The sequence below is a fragment of the Nitrosospira briensis genome, assembly GCF_900115125.1.
GTDB classification, from domain to species: Bacteria; Pseudomonadota; Gammaproteobacteria; order Burkholderiales; family Nitrosomonadaceae; genus Nitrosospira; species Nitrosospira briensis_A.
Genome location: NZ_FOVJ01000004.1, coordinates 40,353 through 61,577, shown reverse-complemented (window position 1 = coordinate 61,577; position 21,225 = coordinate 40,353). Strand labels below are relative to the sequence as shown.

Here is a 21,225-nt window from a genome sequence, read left to right as displayed (position 1 = left end):
AAGCTTAAACCAAAGCAACAGAACGAAGCAATCCGGGGTGTCTGTCCTGTCTGCCTGGCCTTCTGCATCGACACTCCGACTCCCCAAAAAAATATAGCGGAAACCATCACTCAAGAATTGCTACCTTAAGTTCCTGGCCAACCCTTACAACCTGGATTTTCCCTTCAGATTCTCTTACTGGCTCATCGTTAAGATAGAGCACTGTTTTAAATGGATAGGTGCCCTGCGCTACGTCTTCAGTCGGCCTGAAGGTAAATCGAGTCAGGTAGGCCCCTGATACATTGGTATCGCTTAGCGCCTGTTTTCTCAACTTTTTTGTATTCTTTCCAGATGCGTCGGAAATCATCAGCTCTTCATCAACCCGGTCTTTTCCGATCGAATTCGCACCTTTCACAAGCTCGACCTCCGAAACGATATCAAGCTTTTCCCCCCGGTTTACCAAGCCTGATGGCTCGGTTTTGGTCTCGTATTTTGTTACCATTGTCTCAGCCGGCAGCTGTCCGCCATGCTCTTTCCTGTATTCGTCATTCACCTCGGCGGCGTCCTTCTTCTGGCTCACGCGATAGCTGTCGAACGCGTAACCGGCTGCATAACCAACTGCTGCGCCTATCGCCGCCCCGATCAGCGGATTGTATTTACCTCCGGTGGCCCCGCCCACAGCCGCGCCGATTGCCGCGCCTCCCAGGGTACCAAGCATCTTGCCCATGTTTTCGCCCCCGGCACCCGATCCTCCGGTAGTTGCGCAATTCGATAACGCAACACCCATGGCAGTCCCGGCTGCTACCACTCGCCATTGATAGCGTTTCTCACCTTTGTACATTCCATACCTCCAATTCATCACTATTTAAGTTCCGATGCTTCCCATGCCTTTTGCTGAGCGGTACGAGCTTCCTCGAGAAGCGTTTTGGCGGCCGTACTGCCAGGTTCGAGTTGCAGCGCTGTTTCCGCCTTCGCCATGGCGCACTCGAAGTTCTTGTTGTCCAGGCAGGCGCGGCCTTCAATCAAATTGGTTGTGACTATTTTCTCGATCGCGCTTGGGAAAAGCTCGTCCTTTTCGGCGGGTGGAGCGGCAGCGGGCGGAGCGGCAGCCTGCGGGCTGCTCGAGCTTCCCGGGCGAGGCGCGACACCTTTCTCGCGTTTATCAACCTTTTCCCCAGGCTCCTCCGGAAGTTTCATCGGGATTTCTTGCTGGATCTCATGTGGGGGAGGAGCGAATGCCTGTGGCGCAACGACCTCGGGTTGCGGGGAGGCATCCGGTTTTGGCGGACTGGCGGGAGTAGTGGAGCTAGCGGGGGTGGTAGGGGCAATGTCTGACCCCTCCACGGTGTTGTCGGGCGAAGAGTGATCAGCGGAAGGAGCAGGCTTGGCAACTACCATTTCTTGAGTTGTTTCCGGCATAGGCGGCTGCCCCGGCTCTTCCCGAGTGAAAAACCAGGCCCCTGCAATCAAGGCGACGAGCACAACGGCTCCAGAACCATACAGCACTGCGGGAGAGCCAGTGCCGGGCCTGACTAACTCAAGCGAACCATTGGCAGGTGCAACGACAGTCCTGGACTCAATCGTTGCCCTCGTGTCTAAAGGAGAACGCTCTACCCTTGGCGAAGGCGCCGGGGCCGCCAGATCCAAAAGGGCGCGCAGCTCCGCAACGCTCTGGGGACGCTCTTCCGGCTTGACAGCCAATGCCTTATCGATGGCATGTAAAAATGCGGGGCTGTAGCGGCCCTGTCCGCCTTCAAATCGAGAAAGCGGATCCAGTGAATCGGAAATGATCCGGGACACGGCTGGCACCGGCGTCTTCCCCGTAATCGCGTAATATACTACTGCGGCCAGAGCATAAATATCGGTCCATGCGCCCTGTTTCATCGACTCCATTTCGGCATACTGTTCAATTGGCGCGTAGCCCGGCTTCAGTATGACAGTAAGATTTTGCGTCATATTGCTGATGACCCGGCGGGCGGCGCCAAAATCCAGAAGGAGAGGCCGGCCGTCTTTGAGAATAAGAATATTATCGGGAGCGATGTCCCGATGAAAGCAGCTTTCGGCGTGAATGATTTCCAGCGCATCGAGCAGGTGCTGAAGAAGCTGCTTGAGCCGAAGCTCACCAGGTGGGTTCCCCTCCTGGCGCAGAGTATCCCTCAGCGTTCTGCCCTCATAGAACGGCATAACCATATAGGCCGTTCCGTTAGCCTCCCAGAAACGATGAACCTTGACCAGGGACGGATGATCAAATTGGGCCAGTAATCTGGCTTCATTGATAAAGCTGCGCAAGCCGGCCTGAAAGGTCTCCAGATGCTGCGTCGACTTTGCGACCGTCATCCCGCTTTTCCGCGAAGCCAGTCCTGCGGGCATATATTCCTTGAGCGCCACCTTGCGCTGCAGGGAATGGTCGTAGGCGAGATAGACGATACCGAAGCCTCCTTCACCGACCAAGCCGATAATTTCGAATTCGTTCAGCACCGTTCCGATCGGCAACGCATTGTCACCCGGTGCCTGGGACGCCCGCTCATCTGCTCCGGCAGGTGTGGACGGAGTCATGACGGTGCGATCATCCTCAGGCAATTCTGTTAATTTCATAGTTCCAAGAAGGCTATTGCGGCAAGGTCGGGATTATCAAGCCCATTACAAAAAAATGGTCTTCTCTGATAATGATAGTAAATCAGAACTTGGAGCGCTGACATTCATTGTTTGTTCCGTGCGGGTTGCAGGGCCTGATTCCGCAGCTTAAGGAAGGATCGGGAAGGAGCGGGTATGTTTTGAAGGAAAGCCAGGCCAACCATTAAGCTTAAGTGCCGAAAGGGAGTCGCCGTGCGTCCAGCACAAGGTCGTCAAATTTCTGGGCGAAATTTAAAAGACTTTGATGATCCGCATCCACGGCGCTATGGATACATTTTATTGGGCTTATTCGAGTTGTCTGAACTCGAACAAGTACTCTCCCCCTGCCTCATGCCCGGCAGATTTCACGGCTCCATATTGCGGAGTTTGCGGAAAGCTCTTCATCACCTCCCGTTTGACCTGCTCGAATATGGTTGTACCGGGCTGCCAGTTATCGACATCGTCAAGCGCCTGCATTAAGTCCCAGGCAAAAATCGAGTGCCCCTCCTTGCCCTCGTCTGCAACTGGCTCGTCCCCGCCGGAAGACATCACGATCACCGATCGCTTCGCCAGAACCTCGTCCGGTTTAATTCCCGTACCGGCCATCCCAAGCTTCTGCTCAGCAAAAGTTCCGGAGTAGCAACTGTCGGCTATCATGACCATCTGCTTGGCGCTAATATCCGACATCATGCTTGAGACATCGGTATTCGAGATCCAGGTTGTTGGATCTGTAACCGACGCATCCGCTGGAATCCAGTAGCCGCCGCCGGTCTTTTCATTGCGGTAACCATGGCCGGCGTAATAAATAATCACGCTATCATGTGGCTGCATCTCTGTTGACAACTGGTTAAGGGTTCGGACCATGTCGGCTTTGGTCGCGTTCTTTACTACCTTGACCTCATACCCCAGTTTGTCGGCAAACAATTTTCCAACTGTCTCGGCGTCGAAAATTGCATTCTCCAGCGGGGGAATATTCGTGTCGACGTATTGATCAGTACCGAAAAGCACAACGAATTTGCGTTCAATCTGGGGCAATCTTGCCACCTTCGTCTTACGGTGTATCCTTGATGGTTCCTCTTGCGTCACTTTCGACGCTTGCGCCAGCCGTTGAGCATCGGTGAGCCTGCATAATCCTGTATCGGCATCCGCCAAACTACGGCATAGAGGAACATTAGCGAGGCTGGGGTCCAGTTCCAGCTTGTAAATGGCATCGGCGAACAATTTCTCCTTGAATTCCCGTCGCTCCTCTATAAGCTGACGCATCTCATCACGGCTCATGCGCGAAAGATCGAGACGGCCGAATTGCGGCGCCTTCATCGCCGCTAAATCGATGACAAAACCGGTAGTAACCGGATTCAGCACCGGGAAACTTCCGTATATGGCTGTATTTATACTCTGAACGCTGGTGTCCAGCGTATTCTGCTTGAACGGAGGATTATTAGCCGCGTTATTTATACCCTCCCGAAGGGTAAGCGCGGTGGCATTGCTTTCCGCCTGCTGGAAGGTATAGTTCATCGCGGAAAGCCCCCCCCCATTAATAGCGTAAGCGCCTTCGGGAGAAGCGGTTGTTGCCGGCGTAGTCCATATCAGTACACCGCTAGTGTCGGCTTGCTGATTGTCGCCTTCTACAAAACCTGTGACTGTGCCCGTCAATCCGCTAACTGGCAGCCCTGCTAAACGTATTGCGGGATCGGCTTCGTAGGTTAAGGTGGCGGGAGTAACGGTAATTGTCCCTGTTGAATCAAATTCCATTCCATAGCCAGTTAAACTCGAAAGCGTACCGGCAGCAACGATTATGTCATAGGGTGAGCCGCTAACATTGGCGGTAGCTTGCGCCCCTTCGGAACTCACTGCAGCGACACCCTCAAACAGTTCCGAGAGCGGCACGCTATTATCCGCGATGATCGCCCCACCATAAGTATTTGAGTTTGCGCCGGTGACTGTCGGGTTCGGCAACAGAGAAGTCACATCCTCTCCGTAGGTCTTGGTCAGGCTTCCTCCAGACGTACTAAACGTGAGGCTCTGCGGCTGATCCGTGTCGAACAGGTAACGGTTTCCCGTGATAGTCGCCGGAGGATTTTGTGGATAGCGGTAGTTCCATAGTGCGAGGTTACCACTCGCCAAGCCACCGAAATTGGCGTTGCCAGGTTCGCCGGTGTAAATCAACCAGCGTCCTGCTCCCGTAGTCAGGATTGCCTGATTACCCGCGTTGTTGATGAAATTACCACCCAAGGCAGCAAGAGTCGCCGTGCCGGAACCAACATTCAGGCTACCTCCCTCGCCGATGGTCATCGTCGGGGTACCCGGATCCCTGAAGCTGACATTCGCGGCTGGGTCTCCCGCTATGGCCGTAAAGTTTCCATTATCCGTGGTGATGCTTGCATTAATTGCAACGTTTCGTCCTGCCTGAAGCGTAAAATTACCGCCCCTCCCACTTTCGTTGTCAGAGCTGACAGGAATCGTGGAAGAAACGGTGATATCGTTATTAGCCTGAAGGATTACGCCTGTTCCCGCATTCAGCAACGTAGTAAGGGCAGCCGGAGTAATATAACTGTCACCGGAAGGATTGTTCAAGAAAGTAGCGCTATTCACGCTGTCGCCAAAGCTGGATATCCCGGACAAGAGATATGCCGCGCCAGTGTCGCTTCCGCGTCCGCGCAAACCCACAGCAAGCCGATCGCCATCCAGGGAAACGCCGTCCCCAAACCGGTCGCCTGCTTCTAATTCCGTAACATCGTTTGCATCGATTTTTTGAGGAGAATTAGGCAGACTTAAATCAGGCCCTACTCCTGAATAAATATACACTGAGCCAGCTGCTGTTTTTGGATTATCTCCTTCGAAATTTTCACCAGACGCACCGACGGCCATGTGCTCCCCATCCAGTGACACTGAAATACCAAAGAAAGCGTTAGTGGCAGTAGAAAGGGACAGCTTCGGTTGCAGGCTGACGCTGTTAGCAAAGTCGCTAAAGTTTGCAGTATATAGATAAACAGAGCCTCGATTACCGTTCTCTCCTGGCGCCCCCACCACCAGCCGGTCTCCCTCCAGTGCTACTGCGCGGCCAAAAAATCCGTTGTCAGCGGTCGATGGTGACAACAACATCCCCTGCTGGGAAATAGTTTGAAAACCGTCATCGCTCGAAAACAAATACACCGCTCCTTTATTAGCAACGCCATTAGCCCCTACCACCAATCGACCTTGGTCGGAAAGCGCAACACCATATCCGAAATGATCTCCCGATTGGAGGGGAAACGATTCACTTGCCTCGAACTTTTGCTGCTGATGTAATTGCCCTGAAGTAACTCCATCGAAAATATAAATCGCCCCGGAGTCCGTTAAAAATTCACTACCATCTGTATAGGGAGCGCCCACGACCAGCAAATCCCCATTTAGCGCGACGGCACCGCCAAACCGGTCACCATTGGAAAGACCTGTAATTCCTAACTCATTCGCTGTGCTAGAACCAAGCGTGGTTTGTAGAGCAAGACCTGAAGAACTTGGGCCGGCGCCAGTAAAGAGATAGACCGCACCCGGAGTCGGCGCGTCCCCCCCAGAAGTCCGGGGCGCGCCAACAGCTAGCCGGTCACCATCAAGGGAGATTGCCGACCCAAACTCATCGCCTGGCCCGGCTCCCACCGTACTTCCAAGGAAATTTTGTGCCACTGTCACGCTATCCGGCGGGTTATCCGTGATTACAATATTTTTGGGATCAAACAGTACCGTGCCGCCTAAACCCGCCTGCAGGGCCCCGGTTTGCCGAATCTCCCCCTGCGATGAAAGCTCGATACGCCCCCCGTTGAGTGCCTGGAGCAAGCCATAATGCTGGCTGCTGTGCGTCGACCAGACAGCTACCTCCCCGCCTTTGCCGGAGATATCGCCGTTAATACCGGCATTGGCCTTGATCTCGCTGCCAACCCCGATCAATACTTCCCGCGCATGCGGCAAGCTGCCCCCGCCCTGCCAGCCGCCCCCGAGGTGGATGACGCCACCCTGCGCGCCACCAGAGGCATCAACCTGCGCACTCAGTAGATACAGACTCGCCGCTGTTACATCGATCGTTCCCCCTTGAATGCTGCCTGTGGCCGAGAACCGGGAAGAAAACCCGGCCGCCCCGCCCCCTTCAACCCGGATATGCCCCCCCTGCTCCCCATCCGCGCGCAGGCTTCCGCTCGCCATACCTTCCAGGATGCCTGTATTGAGCTGGATGTTGCCGCCCGCCCCCTGTTGCCTTGAAACATCGACAAGACCCGCAAGATAAGTTGATTTCCCTCCTGTCATTGTCACATTGCCGCCACTTGCTCCGGTTACGCTAGCGCCTGCCAGCGTCAAACCCTGGCTTGCCGTTAGGGCGATACGCCCGCTGCTGCCCGCTCCCACACTATCAGCGCGGATGATACCGCCCTGGTTTACGATGCTCCCGTGCACATCCACGCTACCTCCGGGAGCCACCAAACTGCCGAGATTAACAACCTCGTTCTCTGGTGCGCTTACCCGCACAACGACATTCGGCGCCCCTGAATCGATGAGCTCCACGCTTTTACCCGCTGCGAGCACGGTATTGCCACCTGGAGTCTGGATCAGCCCTTCATTGCGCACCTGCCCGCCTATCAGCCATACGCGGCCACCGAAAGTGGTGTGGATGTGCCCCTGGTTGGTGACCTGACCAGGACTTGCCGCGCCGGAAAGGAAATTGTATTTTCCCGCCATGAAATCGATATTGGAAATATCCAGCGTGGAAGTGACCAGCCCAGCCACATCGATTCGGGCATTCTCGCCAAACAACACGCCATGCGGATTGATCAGCCACACGCCACCATTACTACTCAGGCCACCCAAAATCTGTGAAGGGTCATCCCCAATGACACGGTTCAGCACCTGGCTAGTGGCGTCCAGCTGGTTGAAATGCACCCCTTGCTCGGCGCCAATGGAGAAGTCCTGCCAGTTTATGATTGCATTGGGACTGTTGGTCACAGTCATGTGGCCGCCAGCGGTATCAATTGTAGCAATACCGTGCACGACGGTTGGCTCAACCGGTAACGGAGCTGGCGGCTGAGCGTGAACCGCTACAGAAGCGATGCTAAACGGCAGAACCGCGAGCGCAGCAATGCGTAAAAGGGAATACCGATCTTGATTGTCATTTTGCGGCCGGCAACTGCCACGAACGCAATTGGCAGTTTCAAGAGGCGATTTTGAAGCATGGTTCCGGGCCATGATCCCTTCTTCAGCCCTGAACACGCGGTTTAAGCTTTTTATGAAGAGGGGGCTCATGATCGTCTCAAAAGGAAAAATTAACAGTCATGTGTCCGCGAGTGGTACCCGCAGATTTCTGGTTTCCATCCTCAAGCGCATGGCCAAGATCGAGCCGGGCGGCGAACCTTTTGCCGTAACCCAGGCGAAGGCCACCCCCCACACCAGCGAGCGAGCAGGATGTGTCGTTTATCATGCAGCGCGCATTGTTGTTATTGCCTACCCAGCCAAAATCAAAGAAAACAAGCGGCCGAACGTGAAAACCCCTCAGGTTGATAAACGTGCCCGCATCGGGACCAAGGGCTTCCAGATTGAAAAAAGTGCCGAAATCACCCACAACTTCCCTTTCACGATAGCCGCGCACACTGATGACCCCACCCAGCGCACTGCCCGCGCCGCCTATGCCGAGCTGCTCCCCCGGGACAAGCGCATCGGGACTATATTGTGCGGCTACCCGCCCTGCAAGGCCGAAACCCGCGGGGAGCGAGAGGTTGCCGAAGCCAAAAAAACGCCAGACAGTATAATGTTTATCCGCCCACTGGCGCGCCAGGCCGAATTCCCGTTCGCTGCTTCCGCCTACATTGCCTGATACCGTGGTGTTAAATCCCCACGATAGCCTCGGCCCCTGAACCTGACCCGTATAGCCGAGACTGAGTGGCATCAAGGTCACGTCGGCAGCGGCAGGCCCGCAGCCCGCGGAGCCAAAGTTACCGATGGAGCAGTTATTGTTATAGTGACGCCAGTCCCACCCCAGGGTAACGCGGTGATCATATTCACCGATGCGGGTAAGATACCGATGTGCGCGAAAGCCGCCTACATCGCCACTGCCGGTAAACCCTAGCGGACCCGCGGGCGTGGTCGTAGAGACATTATTTACATTCGAATGCGCAAAGAAAGCGTCAATCGCAGCAGAGTGATTGTATAAAGGCACCCGGTAACCAACACTGTAAACGTGTACTTGATCCGGGTTGGTCGGAGAAGTTTGAAACTGGAAGGTGCCAATATGATCGCGGTTCCACATATTGGCATGCTGAAAGCCGATGTTTGCACGAAATCGGCTCGTCGAAGGCGTGCCTGAACTGTCGAGACCAAGCAGAACGCGTATCGGCTTTTCCTCGATTACTCTGACTTTCGCGTCCACGTCTCCGGGTTTTGCCCCGGCTGCAAGCGTGACTCGCAACTCCTTTGCAGGATTCTCGTTGCTTAACTGTATATCCCGGTCAATTGCCCGAATGAGCGGGGTTTCGCCCTCTCTCAGGTGAGGCAGACTACGCCGGATATTGGCCTCGTCATACCGCTCGTTGTCGGTTACCTCTATCGCGGCGACTTTGCCCTCCATCACGCGGATGACAATCTCTCCGTTGTGCAATTCCTGCTCGGGGACGAAGGCGACCACGCCCCCGTATCCCGCCTTGCGGTACGCTTGCTGTATCGCCGCAGCGCCCGCCTTGAAGTCGTCCAGGGTCCTTCTATCACCCGGCAAATGGTTGACCAGCGCTGCTAGTTCTCCTTCCGGCAGGAGAGTATTGCCCTGAATCAGTACTGTTTTAACGGGAAAATATTGAACTTGAGGGGATGGCTCGGGCGCCGGTGTTTGAGTTTGTGCTGACGCGTAGCCCGCCCAACTCAAAGTCAAAAACAACGAAAGGGCAACGCCCTTTGCGATACATCCGGACCTCATCGGATAACTCATTTTTTGCCTGCCCACCCTTAACACTGGTAACGTTAAACGTTACCAAGACACATAGCCAATCAAAGAAACGATCTTTCTTATCGGAATCAAGCATGCCAGCGCCTTTACTTACCAGCGGATGAAATAGCTTCTTTCACAGACTATGTAAGGTTGGTCGACAAAGTATAGATCACGGCATAAGAAAATCAAATTTTTTTTATTTATTGGGGAACTTCCGATGAAACCACCGCCAGCCGCCTATCATCGGAAGATGATAGGCGTTCGAAAACGCGGGCGTAAGGCTAACCCGCGGCTTTCTTCGATAATGATGGGAGAGAGGGCTGTTCTATCGATAAACAAAAAAACCGATCAGCCCGTGCATCATCTTACGCTGGATTAGCGCATTGAATCAGCTTACTATCCATCCATGAGAGTAGATATTCCTAGATTAACAAAATCCGTTTAAAAACTCCGTATGCTTTTCGGAACACCTTGAACGGTACATTAGGAACTTCAATGGAAGAAGACTACACGACGCAAAAACTCCTCACTCTACGAAAACTGACCAGGACGGCGGGTGACATTATCAATGGACAGATGCAGGAGTATATTGCAAGTCTCGCTCCTCTATTTCGCCCACGTGGCATATTCGGGGAACATATACAGGGGAGCGGAAAAGAAATAGTCAAAGGTTCTGAACAGGCCTTCAAGGAGCTGAAAGCGCTTTATGAAAACATCGCAACCGTAGCGCCTTTTTATCTGCCCAGGGAGCTGAATTCCCCTCTCATGCAAATGACATCTTCAATCGAACTGGCGCCATGGGAATATCGGCATATTGCGACATCGGATGGGGCGACAAGGACCATAACGGTGACTTCCCCCTTCAAGTCGATGGTTACTTACGCGGGCTACTCTCTTCGCCAGTTGAAGGAGCTGCTGGCAAACCGCAACCGGAACGATGGAGAGCTGCAGCAATTTGTCTTGCATTATCTGGCCATGCATATTGTCATTTCCAGGCAACCAGGGATCATCAACATACTGAATACACTGCACTATCCACTCGCATCCTGTCAACTACCCGGCTTTGGCGCACTGCCGGTCATTTATATTACATCTTCCATTTCCACGAGCCTCCCGCCGAATGCCGTGGTCATTGAAAGCACGGAATTATCCGGCAAAGATGCTTTTGAGGAACTGATCAATGTGGAAGACGTCGCGAAGTTGGGCGACCCCTTCAAGGATCGGCTGGCTGCTGCATTGGAAACTGGCCAGGAAAAACCATCACTACAGTAAATACGTTGAATAGAGGAAAGAAAGAGGAAAGAGGCAAACCTTCATAACCACAAGGCAGGTATAAAAAGGCAAAATAAATATGTCCATGAGCTTGAATCGGACCAGTTATGCGACCCCTTAGTGCTTATCATGCCGTTCTACTGTGTGCAGGTCTCAGCGGTTGCGCTTTGGCACCGGTATTACAACCCGCGCCACCGCCGGTGGAACCCGAATCGGCACCGGTCCCAGTAGTTATCGTGCCGCAAGGCACTGCGAAAGAATTATTCCGTCAAGGCGTCGACGCACTTCAGCATGGCGAAGGGCAAAAAGCCAGACCCTTGCTGGAGCAGGTGCTCGTGCTGGAACCCAATCACAAATATGCATCAAGTTTGCTGTCGCAAATCGATGCGGATCCCGTTGAAATGCTGGGTAAGGAATACTTCTCCTATGAGGTACAGCAGGGTGAGACGCTCTCGCTGATCGCAAGACGTTTTCTAGGTGATCCGTTCAAATTCTACATACTCGCCAGGTATAATGACATTATCATGTCCGATGATCTGGAGGCGGGCCGATCCATAAAGGTCCCGGGGAAAAAACCTCCCCCAGACAGGATGCCCTCCCCTGTTGAGCAGCCTGCTGCGCCGGAAACCTCTAACCTGAGATTATCGGAAGCCAAAGCCTTATATGCCAAGGGCCGATTTGCGGATTCCGCCCGTATTCTGGAGCAACTCAGAATGGAGGGAGAGGCTAGTGGCGAGGTGGATGATTTGCTGGCTACAGTTTACGCGGGCCATGCAAAAAAAATGACCGACTCCGGTCAGTTTGCAGCGGCAAAAAAGCTTTTGTCCAAGGCCTCGAGCACATATCCCGCTGACGAGCGTTTGAAAAGACAACTTGAACAAACAGAAGCGTCAGGGGATGCCGAGCAGGCCTATAGGGAGGGTAATCAGTGGGTAAACGACGGAGATCTTGCCAAAGCTTATACCGCTTATGCAAGGACATTAAAGCTGGAACCGGAGCATGCGCGCGCGAAGGCGGCTCTGAAAAAAATAAAACCTCAGGTGGTGGAAACTTACTATGCGGACTCTGTGCGAGCCCGAAGACGCCAGAACTTCAGCGAAGCGCTTGATAGCCTCGACAAACTACTCGAAATCGAGCCTAATCATGAGTTGGCGAAGGCAAACCGTGCTGAAATCCGGGCAATTCTGGATCGGGAGGAACAGTCGCGCAACCCGCGCCCATAAATGTGACATCAAGCTATAAAAATGTAGCGCTGGAGGTACTTCACCTTTCACATCCAATTCGGAAACAACTCAAGCATATTGTCCAATCGGGCTGCGGGGGCCTCCTTCATTGCCTCGCGTTTCTTCTTTACATCGCATTTTTTCTACGAAGGCCTAGGACTTGCCGCCGTTCTTGCTCTCGGTCGAAGGCGGCATTGCAAGTTGACGCAGATGCTCAAGCGCTTCCTTATTCCTTGGATTCAATGCAAGTACCTTCAGAAAGGATAGCCTTGCCGCCTCACGTGCTCCCCGGCGCAGGTTGAACATGCCGTCGAGCATGAGGGATTTCGACTTGTTATCAATCAGCTGCTTCGTTCTGGTTACCCTATTTTCATAATCGCGGTTTGCTGGCTCGATTGTGGAAAGTATTGTCCATTGGATAAGGGCTTCCGCCAACTCTCCTCTCTCTTGTAAATCCAGGGCAAGTTTTTCCCTATTGACAGTCGTGGAAATTGGCTCGGGCGAAAGCCGCGCGGATGGCTGAACACAACCGCTCAAACCCACCACCACAATGGCAACGAGCGAGGCAAAGCTACCGCGGGATAACAGAAGTGACAGGGAACAGATCATTTCAAGTTTTCCGGGGTAAATACCCGCAAACTCCTGATGAAGGCGCCCATGTCCCGGTCTCCGTAAATCATGGTTCTTCTGAGTCTGAATGGATAGGCAAAAGAAGGATTACCTCCCGCCTGCACGGTAACTCCCGCTTTGTACCCGGCGCTTTTGAGTTGTGACACAAGAAATTCGTTCGCGTCCCCGAACGGATAGGCGAAAGTATGCAAAGGCAAGCCAAGCATTTTTTTCATTTGCTGGCCGGGAATCCGGATTTCCTCAGCCACTCTATGGCGATAGGCCTCAGCGCTTTCGTCCGCCCAACGCTTAGTCATGGAGGCATGTGTTTTTGAATGAGGCTGGATATCGACGAGATCGGAACGAACCATCTCCTTGATCTCATTCCAGCCCAATGCGTCGCCCGAGCCTATGAAATCCGAATAAATGAACAGCGTGGCGGGGAAGTTGTATTTCTTGAGAATAGGGTAGGCAAACTTGTATGAAGAACGATAACCGTCGTCTATCGTTATCACCACCGCGCGCTGCGGGAGAGCGGCTTCCCCCTTTAAAAAGGAATGAATGCTTGAAAGAGGAATCACCCGGTATCCGTTCTTCTGGAGATACGCCATTTGAGTTTCGAAATCCTCAGGCGTAATGACCATTCTGGATTTATTCGGGCCAAACCGGTGATAACACAGAATCGTCACGCTCTGATAGCCCGATGGGTAAACACCCACAGGATTGGGATGGACGAGGGGGATGACGATTTGTTGACCCGGCATGACTTCACCGGTTTTATTGAAATCGGCTATTAGCCAGTCCTTGCTTTTATCTTTCAGATAGGTGTCGGCCAGCCCAGCCCATGTGTCGCCAGTTTCCGCGGTATGTACCACATATTCCTCTCCGCTGATAATGCGAAGTTTTTCGGTAATGGTACCCTGCGGCACTGAGGCACATCCAGCCAAAACAATAAGCGGAAGAAATGCCAGATAAATGCGGGGTACACCCGTCAAAACCGATAATGCTTTTTTTGCCATTATTTTTAACGGCGCTATAAGTGTTTCAGGCAGGATGGCTAAGCATAGCGCAACCCATCAATAAATAAACGAGCCGGCAGTTTATGCCGGATGGTTGATAGAATCCTCAATCAGCACCCGCTGCAACTTCAGCCTTTGCCTATCGTTCAACGAACGGGCGCTTAACCGCTATTTCTTTTGCTCGTTGATGGCGTTCTCGCTGTTCTTCTGCAGCGTTTCCACCATCTCATCAAACGATTGGAAGAGTTCGCCAAACTCGTCCTTTCTTGCCTGTGCGATTCTATAACCCAGATTCCCTTTCTTGATTTCTCCAAATGATCTGCCCAATGTCCGGATCGGATTGGAAATTGCACTCGCGAGCGCATAGGCCACGACAGATGCCGCTGCAACGGTTACCAGCATGAGCAACAGCATGGTAAAGACGATCTGCCGGCTTAATTCTTCCAAGGGGTCCCAATGCATGCCCAGATGAATGCGACCTATGGCTTTGCCACGAAATACGATCGGCGAATCAAAGTCCATCACAGAAGATAAATTCGGTGCGTCGTAGCGCTGTATGGAAACATCCCCAATGCTGGCGATCAGTTCGCCATTATCTATTTCCTGATGTGGTTGCCCGATTCTCCCGGAAACACTACTTCCCCTGATTATGCCGTTACTATCCACCAGATCCAGGTAACTGAACCGCTGGCCAACCATTGCATCCTGAATGAACACTTCAAGAAAAATCCAATCTTCATTGAAAACTTTCTCTGCGCTCTCCGATGCCATGAAACGAACCATGGAACTGCCATATTCCGTGGCCTGCTGTACGATGCTGGCATACTGTCGCTTGTATAACCATGTAGCCCCAATGATCATGGTGATCGAAACGATCACCGACATTATGAAGGTCCATTTGACGCGAATGGATAATCCTTTAGGCTTCGCGCGTTCCGCCTCGTTCTCGCGCAATTCCTCGAGAGCATCAACCAGCGCGTCAGCCAGATCCTTGCCGTTTTGAAATCGCTTGTCCGGGTCCTTCTTTAGCAACCGCTCAACGATCAATTTCACCGATCGTGGAATACCGGGAACAATCTGGTCGACCGGTACCGGTTCGGTTGTGGTGATTTGCAGCAGCAGGGTAGCGATCGTGCTGCCATCGAAAGGTTTTTTTCCGGTCATTAGCTGGTAGAGCAAAACGCCAACCGAATAAAGATCGGAGCGTTTATCGACATGGCGGCCGAGTGCCTGTTCAGGCGACATGTACTGAGGCGTTCCCAGCACCTCGCCCATCTGCGTTTGCCGTGTCAGTTCGGGATCTTCGACACGAGCAATGCCAAAGTCGGTAATTTTTATATTGTTGCCGCCTTTGAGACGGATGATATTGCTCGGCTTGATGTCGCGGTGGATGATACCTTTGCTATGGGCATAATCCAGCGCTTTCGCGAGCTGGATACCAATAGCCAGGTCATCCCGAATCGAGCGATTTGACGCCGACTTCATGTATTGGTCGAGAGATTCCCCTTCCAGGAGTTCCATGACAATGTATGGCCGGTCATTCACCTCACCTATGTCATAGATTGTGACAATGTTAGGATGGGATAGAAGACCGGCAGCTTTTGCCTCTGCAAGAAATCGCGAGCGATATTCTTTGTCGCCGCAGCGTTCTTCCAGCAAGACCTTGATAGCCAACGAGCGGTTGATGTTGGGATCGTGGGCTTTATAGACGACCGCCATGCCGCCCCTGCCCAGCTCTTCAAGAACCTTGAAGCGCCCGATTTTTTCCATCAAAGCCTCCAGCGCTGTTAAACCATTTCGGCAGCCCTATCAACAGGGCTCCAACGCTTTTATCTTAGTCAAGGAGAGGGACTATGCGCAAGGAATTCACAAAACTTATCCTCGGGCAATACAGCCCATTCGAAGCCTGCACGGGACGTTTCATTTTCAAGTGTAGAGAGGAGCGCCGCCTCAAGAGAGGGTACTAGAGAGAAAAGACCGGCAACATCTCCATCGACACCGGGACGCACCATGCCCAGTATTCCCGCCTCTGATAGAATTTCTTTCTGATTCGACCAGTCGTCGTTGTCCACAAGAGATATAGCGCACTCACAATCCAGTTCGGGCGGCCCCGCTTCATGAGCAGAGAGCAAAACGATTTGCCCTTGCATCCACCAAGGGAAAGCCGGATCATCAAATAGACGCAACGCGGTTTCTGGCCGCCGCGTAGACACCAGTGCCGCATCACGAGGAATACGGTCGATAACCCGGCTGATAACCCTGGCGAGTCCCGGCTTCCGCATTGCGCGAACAAATTCCTCACCCGACTGTGTCCAGCCATCCTTCACCCCATTAATTTCGGGGGCACAAAGGAAAGTAACACGGGCGACGGCAGTAAACGCTCGAGCCATTACCATTGCGACGTCGGTTGGCACGCCGTCATCCACCGGATCGGGAATTTGTCTCCACCCTATCAGTGCCTCAGAGCCGTGAGTTGAGGACAGCGGGCCGAGCTGCCAATTTGAACCGCGTGGATCGCGGCACACCAGGATAGTGGTTTTGGTCATGGCATCGCTACTTCAGGCAGGGGAGTGAAGAACGTCCCTTCAACCCAATCGTAGACTTCTCCAGCCAGCATTGAGCCGCCCACGTAGCCACTCGCGCCACCAATGATGCAGCCAACAATTCCACCTACCGCTATTCCAAACACTGACCCGGTAGTACCTATTGCCGCACCTCCAGCTCCAATTACCTTACAGCCGGCCCAAGCACCTGCCCATCCTGCTACCACCTCTGATGCCCGCCTTAGCGGCTTGCTTGCCTGAACGATAGAGACAGCGTCAATTGCAACACCCGCGATGCCCAGTACGCGCCCAGCGTATTTAAAGTATTTTGCAGTGCTGTAAACAATCTGCCCAGCTCGACCTGCGGCGGAATGGCCCGTTACGCCAAAATTGGCGTATGTGCCTTTCTGGTTCCAGTGATAGTCGATGGTATTGGTCTTGACGTTGTACCCATAGTCAAGCCGCAGGTGACGCTTCCCAGTACTATCCTGAAAAAAGAGCGTTGAGGTTGATCCACCAGACGGAATGAAACCCCTTGGACGCAACTCTATTGCCAGTCCATCGGTGCCGGGAATTGGAATGCGAACAAGGCTTGCCTGGCCAATCGCATAGGGAACGCCTCCAGACATCGGTACCTGGCTGCTATCAACGTAACTCCCAGCGTCCAACATACTCATGTTGCCCGTGGGACCTGGAAAATTTGATGGCGCCCGGCACATTGTTTCCTCATCGATTCGGGATGAGTTGGGTGTCGAGACAAGTGGTCCAGGTAGACGCTCACCCATACAGTTGTAATCCGTTGCGATCCGTCGCCATCTGCTTCTTTAAGCAGCTCTGTGCTTGATAGGTCAGGGCAGGAAAGAATTAGATGAAAGGATTTAGTATGCTCCGATGAGACGGCAATTTCCACAAAACCGTTATTTGTGCACCCTCGGCCATTTCATGGGGCGAGTAATGAAAACTGATTTTGCCAATATCGACTTGATCGCAATTTACCAAATGCTCGCCGCACTGAAACACAGGTCCGTAAACCGTAAGCGCGGATTCCCGCCGTTCCCGTAGTGGGCAAGATAGAGGCGCAGGAGTATTTAACGCCCAAGTAAAATGTGAGCGTCAAGCAGTAACGGTGCGTGTGAAGCTTCAGGAAGCTGGCGCTATCGAGCTGTTTTCAAACTGCGCGATCACCTCATGGGACAACGGTGCATCGAAATCATCAGGATGCATTCAATTGCCTCCTAAGACTTCAGGTACAACTCTCTTGCAGATTGGCTCTGCCTCAGCTCATCTTTGATAGCCAGCGCTGCTGCCGCCAGGCCGGCGCACTCGTAGGAAATAGTTGCGTCCCGGGTTCGAGCAGACACAAATATCGCGCTGCTGCGATGCGCTGGCGCTGATAGCCCTCCTTTAACACTTTTCCGCAGTGCTCACGCGTGACAGGCGCTCCCATGAAGTATCGCTCACCGTTTCTGAAGCGGGATTTGTTGGCCTCCCACCATGCCTGAATCTTCGCCGGGTCAGGCCAGGGCAGGTTATCGTCTTCGTCCATGGCGACGTTTTCATCTTCCGGGTTGTCATTCGGACCGAACTCCACCCCTTCGGGAGCATTGCGTTCGAGATCAAGATAGGCAAGATCGAGACCGGTGATGAGGCTGAACGACTCGCCAGCAAGACGAGCAAGCTTCATGTCTTCCATTTGCTTGATCAGCCAAGGCATGTAGTAGGGGTCACCGGCAATACCAGCGCCTTGAACAAGAAGGCGCATATTCGCCGGGTCTCGCGCCAGGACCTTGAGCAGTTCATTGGCTTGGGGCGGCGCCAAAAGTTTAAACACCAGCAGGGCAAGCTGTTGATACACATTGGGCAGGAGCACGAAGGTTTGCAGAGCGTCGAGCGCCTTATCCCGATTCCCTAGCAGCACCGAAGACCACGCCGCCCAGAAGCGGCAGCTCTCATCTCCATCCTGCAACGCATTTCCACACGCCCCAAGCAGATCGAGACGTCCCAGTTCACCCGCTGCTCTCAGGGAACGGGCACGGAGCTGCGGCTTGGAATGGGCAAGCGATTGCGTGAGTGCCATGCCCGGGTCGACGCGATGCATGACACAGGCGGAGATACCCACCTGCCGTCGAAAAGGTTCCATCGAGGCGAGTAGCTCGGCGCAAGTTCCCTGAAGATGCTGGCCCGAGACCCAGCCAAAGGCGGAAATCAATCCCGGCTGGGCTTCCGGCACGGCGTTCACCAGGGCAAATAGCTTGTCCAGTCGCCGCTTGTCCTTCTCCTCGATCGCCCGCACCGCTGCTGCAAACACTTCACCGACCCCCGGCGACTCTAGCGCGGCCTCACATACGTTCGAACCGTACTCTCCCGCTACCGCCAGTCCGTCGAGGTGAGCCGCCAAGCGGTCGTCGAGACGGCGGAGGTGATGAAGTTTGACGTGCGGGGCCGATACCTGAATCGAACGAACGTGGCGCAGATGCGCGGATTCCTCGGCGTGCTGCTGGATAATGAGCGGTATGGGCTTTGGAAAGTTGGCTAACACGGAAAAATCCTGGTCCACTGGTCGGCAGGGATTTCCTGATGAGAAGCATCCGCACCGAGAGTGCGTTGCAGGCTCGCCACAAATTCATCAGAACCCAGAAAAATCTGGCTCTTCAATTTCTCCCACACCCCGGTTGATTTTTTCCATTTGCCACAAAATCGATGTAACGCCGTATGGCCTCACTATGCTCAGAAAAGGCGGTAAGAGCCAGTCGATCGTCAACCAGAGCAGTGTCTCACACAGCCTGCCGTAACGCGACAATTGCTCCATAGCCATTCCTCTGGAGTGCGCACCATACGAGCCCTGACCGAACAGAGGACAACATGGCGGGCCAGTTCCAACAGGTACGATTCCTTCTACACGATGATCGCCTTGTAACGGCAAGCAATTTACGCCGCTCCAATCCCATGTGTCCCGCATGGTCAAGGTCAACTGTATGCCCCGCGCGGCGGCCATGGACGCACTGGAATACATGCCCCACCCGGCCATGCCGGCGATTAATACGCGGGCTGTAGACTCCGTTCAATTGCCGCATGCCCAGCAGAAACGGTTATTGATCACCTGTGCGGGGGGAGGTACTTCTAATCCATGAGGAAGATCGGAAATAACAAAACGCCACCTCATCTCCCCCATATATGGAGCATCCAAAGAAAATGCGTCTTTATAACCACGCCACGCCCATTCAAGCTGCTCGGCTGAAGGGCGCGAAGCAAGCGCGTCGCCTCCGGGAATAAGATCTTCGTGCCCTGTCGCAAAAAGTACCCGTTTGATTAAATCCCACACAACGGCTAAAGCGCCCGCTACCCCGCCCGCTGTGGCTGAGCTCAAGTAAGAGCTGATGCGGCCTACCCCCTCTGCCACAGAGGGCGAGAGTGCTTCAAAGGGGTGGCAACAATATCCCCACCGGCTCCTCCCCAGGCAAAACACCACCATCGCATAAACCAATAGTGCTCAACGTTCGCCAACTCTGGAACGCGACTCAATCCGCCATTGTCTCGCAAGTGGCGACAACATAGCATTGCAACTTCAAGAAAGAGTTGATGATTGGTATGCCAATATGGCCGAGCAGCGCTGCGGGACCATTCAATCCATTCTTCAGTAGTAGCCATAAATCGTGCCCCCAATTATTCCAATGTAGAAAATCCACCAAAAATTGAGCAACAAACTTGCCTTAAGATGCGCCTCACATACTTACTTAGCTACTGATACAGGCTCTATGCCTACGCACTCAGCCGGACGGCTTGGATCATAAATAAATAGGCGAGGAGAAAGCCTATTGCTTTAACGGCCAGTCGCGATCCATGCTGTTCTGCCATAGCCTCGGGTACTAGTAATCGCCCCAAAATTTCCATCAGCACGTACTACGAAACATTAAACTCAGCGACTCATCTACCCGCATCGCGGCGAAAGACTGCTCCGCAATTCAGATATCGCCATAAAACAAGGTCTCAGTCACGCTCGGATCGTAGGCTCGGGCTTGCTTTTCGGCCTTTTCCTGTCAATGCGCAGCGGTTCCCAAACATGACATGTTCTGTGCATTGAGAATCGTTGTAGATTTCTTCTCCGGCACCAAACGGAACTGCGCCACCTGCTCCGTGTATTCAGTTCTAGAATCCCGCTTCACATGAAGCGACCCCCCATCGTTGAAACGGAATTGCAATGTGATCACTGCCGTTGCTGACTGATGCTAGACTTGGTGATATCTGCTCGGGCAGAGACCAAGTATAACGGCCCGCTTTCCACATTATTCTGCAGTGTCACTCCTATCCCATGTTCTTCAGGTGGCGCCTCGCCATTCGTAGTTGAGCAGGACTAGGTAATTTTTTCTCCTGATGACGAGAACGTCGGAGTTCCGCTGGGAGGGGACACCGCGCAAGCCAAAAGCAAAATACACGAACCGAATGAGATCTGCTTCTCTAATGACCTTTTACTCTCTCTCACGACTTATCTGTCAGAACTGAACATGCCATCGTACTAGACGCTGTCCAGAAATTTATCTAAACCTGAGCGGGCTCTAATCGTTCTTTTGTTGCCTCGGCATCTTTTTCGACCGGTTGCACATCAAACGCTTCACCTAATAGATCCTTGCTGAATTTGCCAAATCCAGCATGGCTGGTAACATTGAGTATAGATAATAATCCTTCCTCTATTTCAGTTTGTGTTTCCTTTTCGGATTATTGTCTACCCATTCCTCGCATATCCTGCGCAAAGCACTGCTCGCATATGTTTGCTCAATACATTTGCGGTTTCTCACGACACTCTCACTAAGGCACTTAACCCCGGTATGGCCTTGCTACGATGCTCAGAAAATGCGGCCAGAAGCCAGTCGACTGTCAGCCACAGTGGCGTCTTAAACGGCCTCGCCGGGGCACTATAAACTATTCCATGGCCATTGGGAGTGCGCGCCAAACGAACCCCTACCCGATTGAGCACAACATAGCGGGCCAGTTCCAACAGGGTCGCGTCCTGTTCCATAATGGCGCTTCTT

At 53.2% G+C, this 21,225-nt stretch carries 15 protein-coding genes; 3 read left to right on the top strand and 12 right to left on the bottom strand.

Going from position 1 to position 21,225, the window contains the following annotated elements; all coding sequences use genetic code 11:
• Nucleotides 1-106: 106 nt before the first annotated feature.
• The 4 genes from BMZ14_RS09930 to BMZ14_RS09915 form a co-directional block, all read right to left on the bottom strand.
• Nucleotides 107-820, bottom strand: coding sequence for a glycine zipper domain-containing protein (locus BMZ14_RS09930; protein WP_074797125.1), 714 nt, complete (start codon nt 818-820; stop codon nt 107-109).
• 20 nt (nt 821-840) lie between these two features.
• The gene (locus BMZ14_RS09925; RefSeq protein ID WP_074797124.1) at nt 841-2,574 is read right to left on the bottom strand and encodes a serine/threonine protein kinase; all 1,734 of its coding nucleotides are present in this window, start codon (nt 2,572-2,574) and stop codon (nt 841-843) included.
• A 324-nt stretch (nt 2,575-2,898) separates the two neighbouring features.
• Entirely contained in the window at nt 2,899-7,803 is a 4,905-nt protein-coding gene (locus BMZ14_RS09920; protein ID WP_371265718.1) for a two-partner secretion domain-containing protein, read from the bottom strand.
• A 64-nt stretch (nt 7,804-7,867) separates the two neighbouring features.
• Nucleotides 7,868-9,532 (bottom strand): ShlB/FhaC/HecB family hemolysin secretion/activation protein, encoded by a 1,665-nt coding sequence (locus BMZ14_RS09915; protein ID WP_074797122.1) that lies wholly within the window; start codon nt 9,530-9,532, stop codon nt 7,868-7,870.
• A gap of 217 nt (nt 9,533-9,749) precedes the next feature.
• On the opposite strand from BMZ14_RS09915, the gene BMZ14_RS15140 reads away from it, so the two are divergent.
• From BMZ14_RS15140 to BMZ14_RS09905, 3 genes are all read left to right on the top strand, one after another.
• The gene (locus BMZ14_RS15140) at nt 9,750-9,911 is read left to right on the top strand and encodes a hypothetical protein (protein WP_177186961.1); all 162 of its coding nucleotides are present in this window, start codon (nt 9,750-9,752) and stop codon (nt 9,909-9,911) included.
• A gap of 116 nt (nt 9,912-10,027) precedes the next feature.
• Nucleotides 10,028-10,804, top strand: coding sequence for a hypothetical protein (locus tag BMZ14_RS09910; RefSeq protein WP_074797121.1), 777 nt, complete (start codon nt 10,028-10,030; stop codon nt 10,802-10,804).
• A gap of 107 nt (nt 10,805-10,911) precedes the next feature.
• Complete coding sequence (locus BMZ14_RS09905; RefSeq protein ID WP_074797120.1) at nt 10,912-12,027, top strand: LysM peptidoglycan-binding domain-containing protein; 1,116 nt, start codon at nt 10,912-10,914, stop codon at nt 12,025-12,027.
• Nucleotides 12,028-12,180: 153 nt separating this feature from the next.
• Here BMZ14_RS09905 and BMZ14_RS09900 read toward each other — a convergent pair whose 3' ends face one another.
• The 8 genes from BMZ14_RS09900 to BMZ14_RS15300 all read right to left on the bottom strand — a co-directional run bounded on the left by BMZ14_RS09900 (nt 12,181) and on the right by BMZ14_RS15300 (nt 21,212).
• Nucleotides 12,181-12,636: a hypothetical protein gene (locus BMZ14_RS09900; RefSeq protein WP_074797119.1), complete on the bottom strand. Its 456-nt coding sequence runs from the start codon at nt 12,634-12,636 to the stop codon at nt 12,181-12,183.
• Nucleotides 12,633-13,655, bottom strand: a complete 1,023-nt coding sequence (locus BMZ14_RS09895) for a polysaccharide deacetylase family protein (protein ID WP_074797118.1) — start codon at nt 13,653-13,655, stop codon at nt 12,633-12,635. Before BMZ14_RS09895 ends, BMZ14_RS09900 begins: the two co-directional genes overlap by 4 nt.
• 168 nt (nt 13,656-13,823) lie before the next feature.
• Nucleotides 13,824-15,425 (bottom strand): serine/threonine protein kinase, encoded by a 1,602-nt coding sequence (locus tag BMZ14_RS09890; RefSeq protein WP_074797117.1) that lies wholly within the window; start codon nt 15,423-15,425, stop codon nt 13,824-13,826.
• 68 nt (nt 15,426-15,493) lie between these two features.
• Nucleotides 15,494-16,201, bottom strand: a complete 708-nt coding sequence (locus tag BMZ14_RS09885) for a hypothetical protein (protein ID WP_074797116.1) — start codon at nt 16,199-16,201, stop codon at nt 15,494-15,496.
• Complete coding sequence (locus BMZ14_RS09880; protein WP_074797115.1) at nt 16,198-16,875, bottom strand: hypothetical protein; 678 nt, start codon at nt 16,873-16,875, stop codon at nt 16,198-16,200. The genes BMZ14_RS09885 and BMZ14_RS09880 overlap by 4 nt, the downstream gene beginning before the upstream one ends.
• A gap of 599 nt (nt 16,876-17,474) precedes the next feature.
• On the bottom strand, nt 17,475-18,737 hold the full coding sequence (locus BMZ14_RS09875) for a TIGR02270 family protein (RefSeq protein WP_074797294.1): 1,263 nt from the start codon (nt 18,735-18,737) through the stop codon (nt 17,475-17,477).
• An 87-nt stretch (nt 18,738-18,824) separates the two neighbouring features.
• A complete protein-coding gene (locus BMZ14_RS14835) occupies nt 18,825-19,211 on the bottom strand; it encodes a hypothetical protein (RefSeq protein WP_143071951.1) in 387 nt (128 codons plus the stop codon).
• Nucleotides 19,212-20,987: 1,776 nt separating this feature from the next.
• Nucleotides 20,988-21,212 (bottom strand): hypothetical protein, encoded by a 225-nt coding sequence (locus BMZ14_RS15300; RefSeq protein WP_218145014.1) that lies wholly within the window; start codon nt 21,210-21,212, stop codon nt 20,988-20,990.
• Nucleotides 21,213-21,225 lie beyond the last annotated feature (13 nt).

Excerpts from the sequence above, each read along its gene's own strand:
- BMZ14_RS09930 (WP_074797125.1), bottom strand. The coding sequence starts at position 820 with ATGTACAAAGGTGAGAAACGCTATCAATGGCGAGTGGTAGCAGCCGGG.
- BMZ14_RS09925 (WP_074797124.1), bottom strand. The coding sequence starts at position 2,574 with ATGAAATTAACAGAATTGCCTGAGGATGATCGCACCGTCATGACTCCG.
- BMZ14_RS09920 (WP_371265718.1), bottom strand. The coding sequence starts at position 7,803 with ATGGCCCGGAACCATGCTTCAAAATCGCCTCTTGAAACTGCCAATTGC.
- BMZ14_RS09915 (WP_074797122.1), bottom strand. The coding sequence starts at position 9,532 with ATGAGTTATCCGATGAGGTCCGGATGTATCGCAAAGGGCGTTGCCCTT.
- BMZ14_RS15140 (WP_177186961.1), top strand. The coding sequence starts at position 9,750 with ATGAAACCACCGCCAGCCGCCTATCATCGGAAGATGATAGGCGTTCGA.
- BMZ14_RS09910 (WP_074797121.1), top strand. The coding sequence starts at position 10,028 with ATGGAAGAAGACTACACGACGCAAAAACTCCTCACTCTACGAAAACTG.
- BMZ14_RS09905 (WP_074797120.1), top strand. The coding sequence starts at position 10,912 with ATGCGACCCCTTAGTGCTTATCATGCCGTTCTACTGTGTGCAGGTCTC.
- BMZ14_RS09900 (WP_074797119.1), bottom strand. The coding sequence starts at position 12,636 with ATGATCTGTTCCCTGTCACTTCTGTTATCCCGCGGTAGCTTTGCCTCG.
- BMZ14_RS09895 (WP_074797118.1), bottom strand. The coding sequence starts at position 13,655 with ATGGCAAAAAAAGCATTATCGGTTTTGACGGGTGTACCCCGCATTTAT.
- BMZ14_RS09890 (WP_074797117.1), bottom strand. The coding sequence starts at position 15,425 with ATGGAAAAAATCGGGCGCTTCAAGGTTCTTGAAGAGCTGGGCAGGGGC.
- BMZ14_RS09885 (WP_074797116.1), bottom strand. The coding sequence starts at position 16,201 with ATGACCAAAACCACTATCCTGGTGTGCCGCGATCCACGCGGTTCAAAT.
- BMZ14_RS09880 (WP_074797115.1), bottom strand. The coding sequence starts at position 16,875 with ATGAGTATGTTGGACGCTGGGAGTTACGTTGATAGCAGCCAGGTACCG.
- BMZ14_RS14835 (WP_143071951.1), bottom strand. The coding sequence starts at position 19,211 with ATGTATTCCAGTGCGTCCATGGCCGCCGCGCGGGGCATACAGTTGACC.
- BMZ14_RS15300 (WP_218145014.1), bottom strand. The coding sequence starts at position 21,212 with ATGGAACAGGACGCGACCCTGTTGGAACTGGCCCGCTATGTTGTGCTC.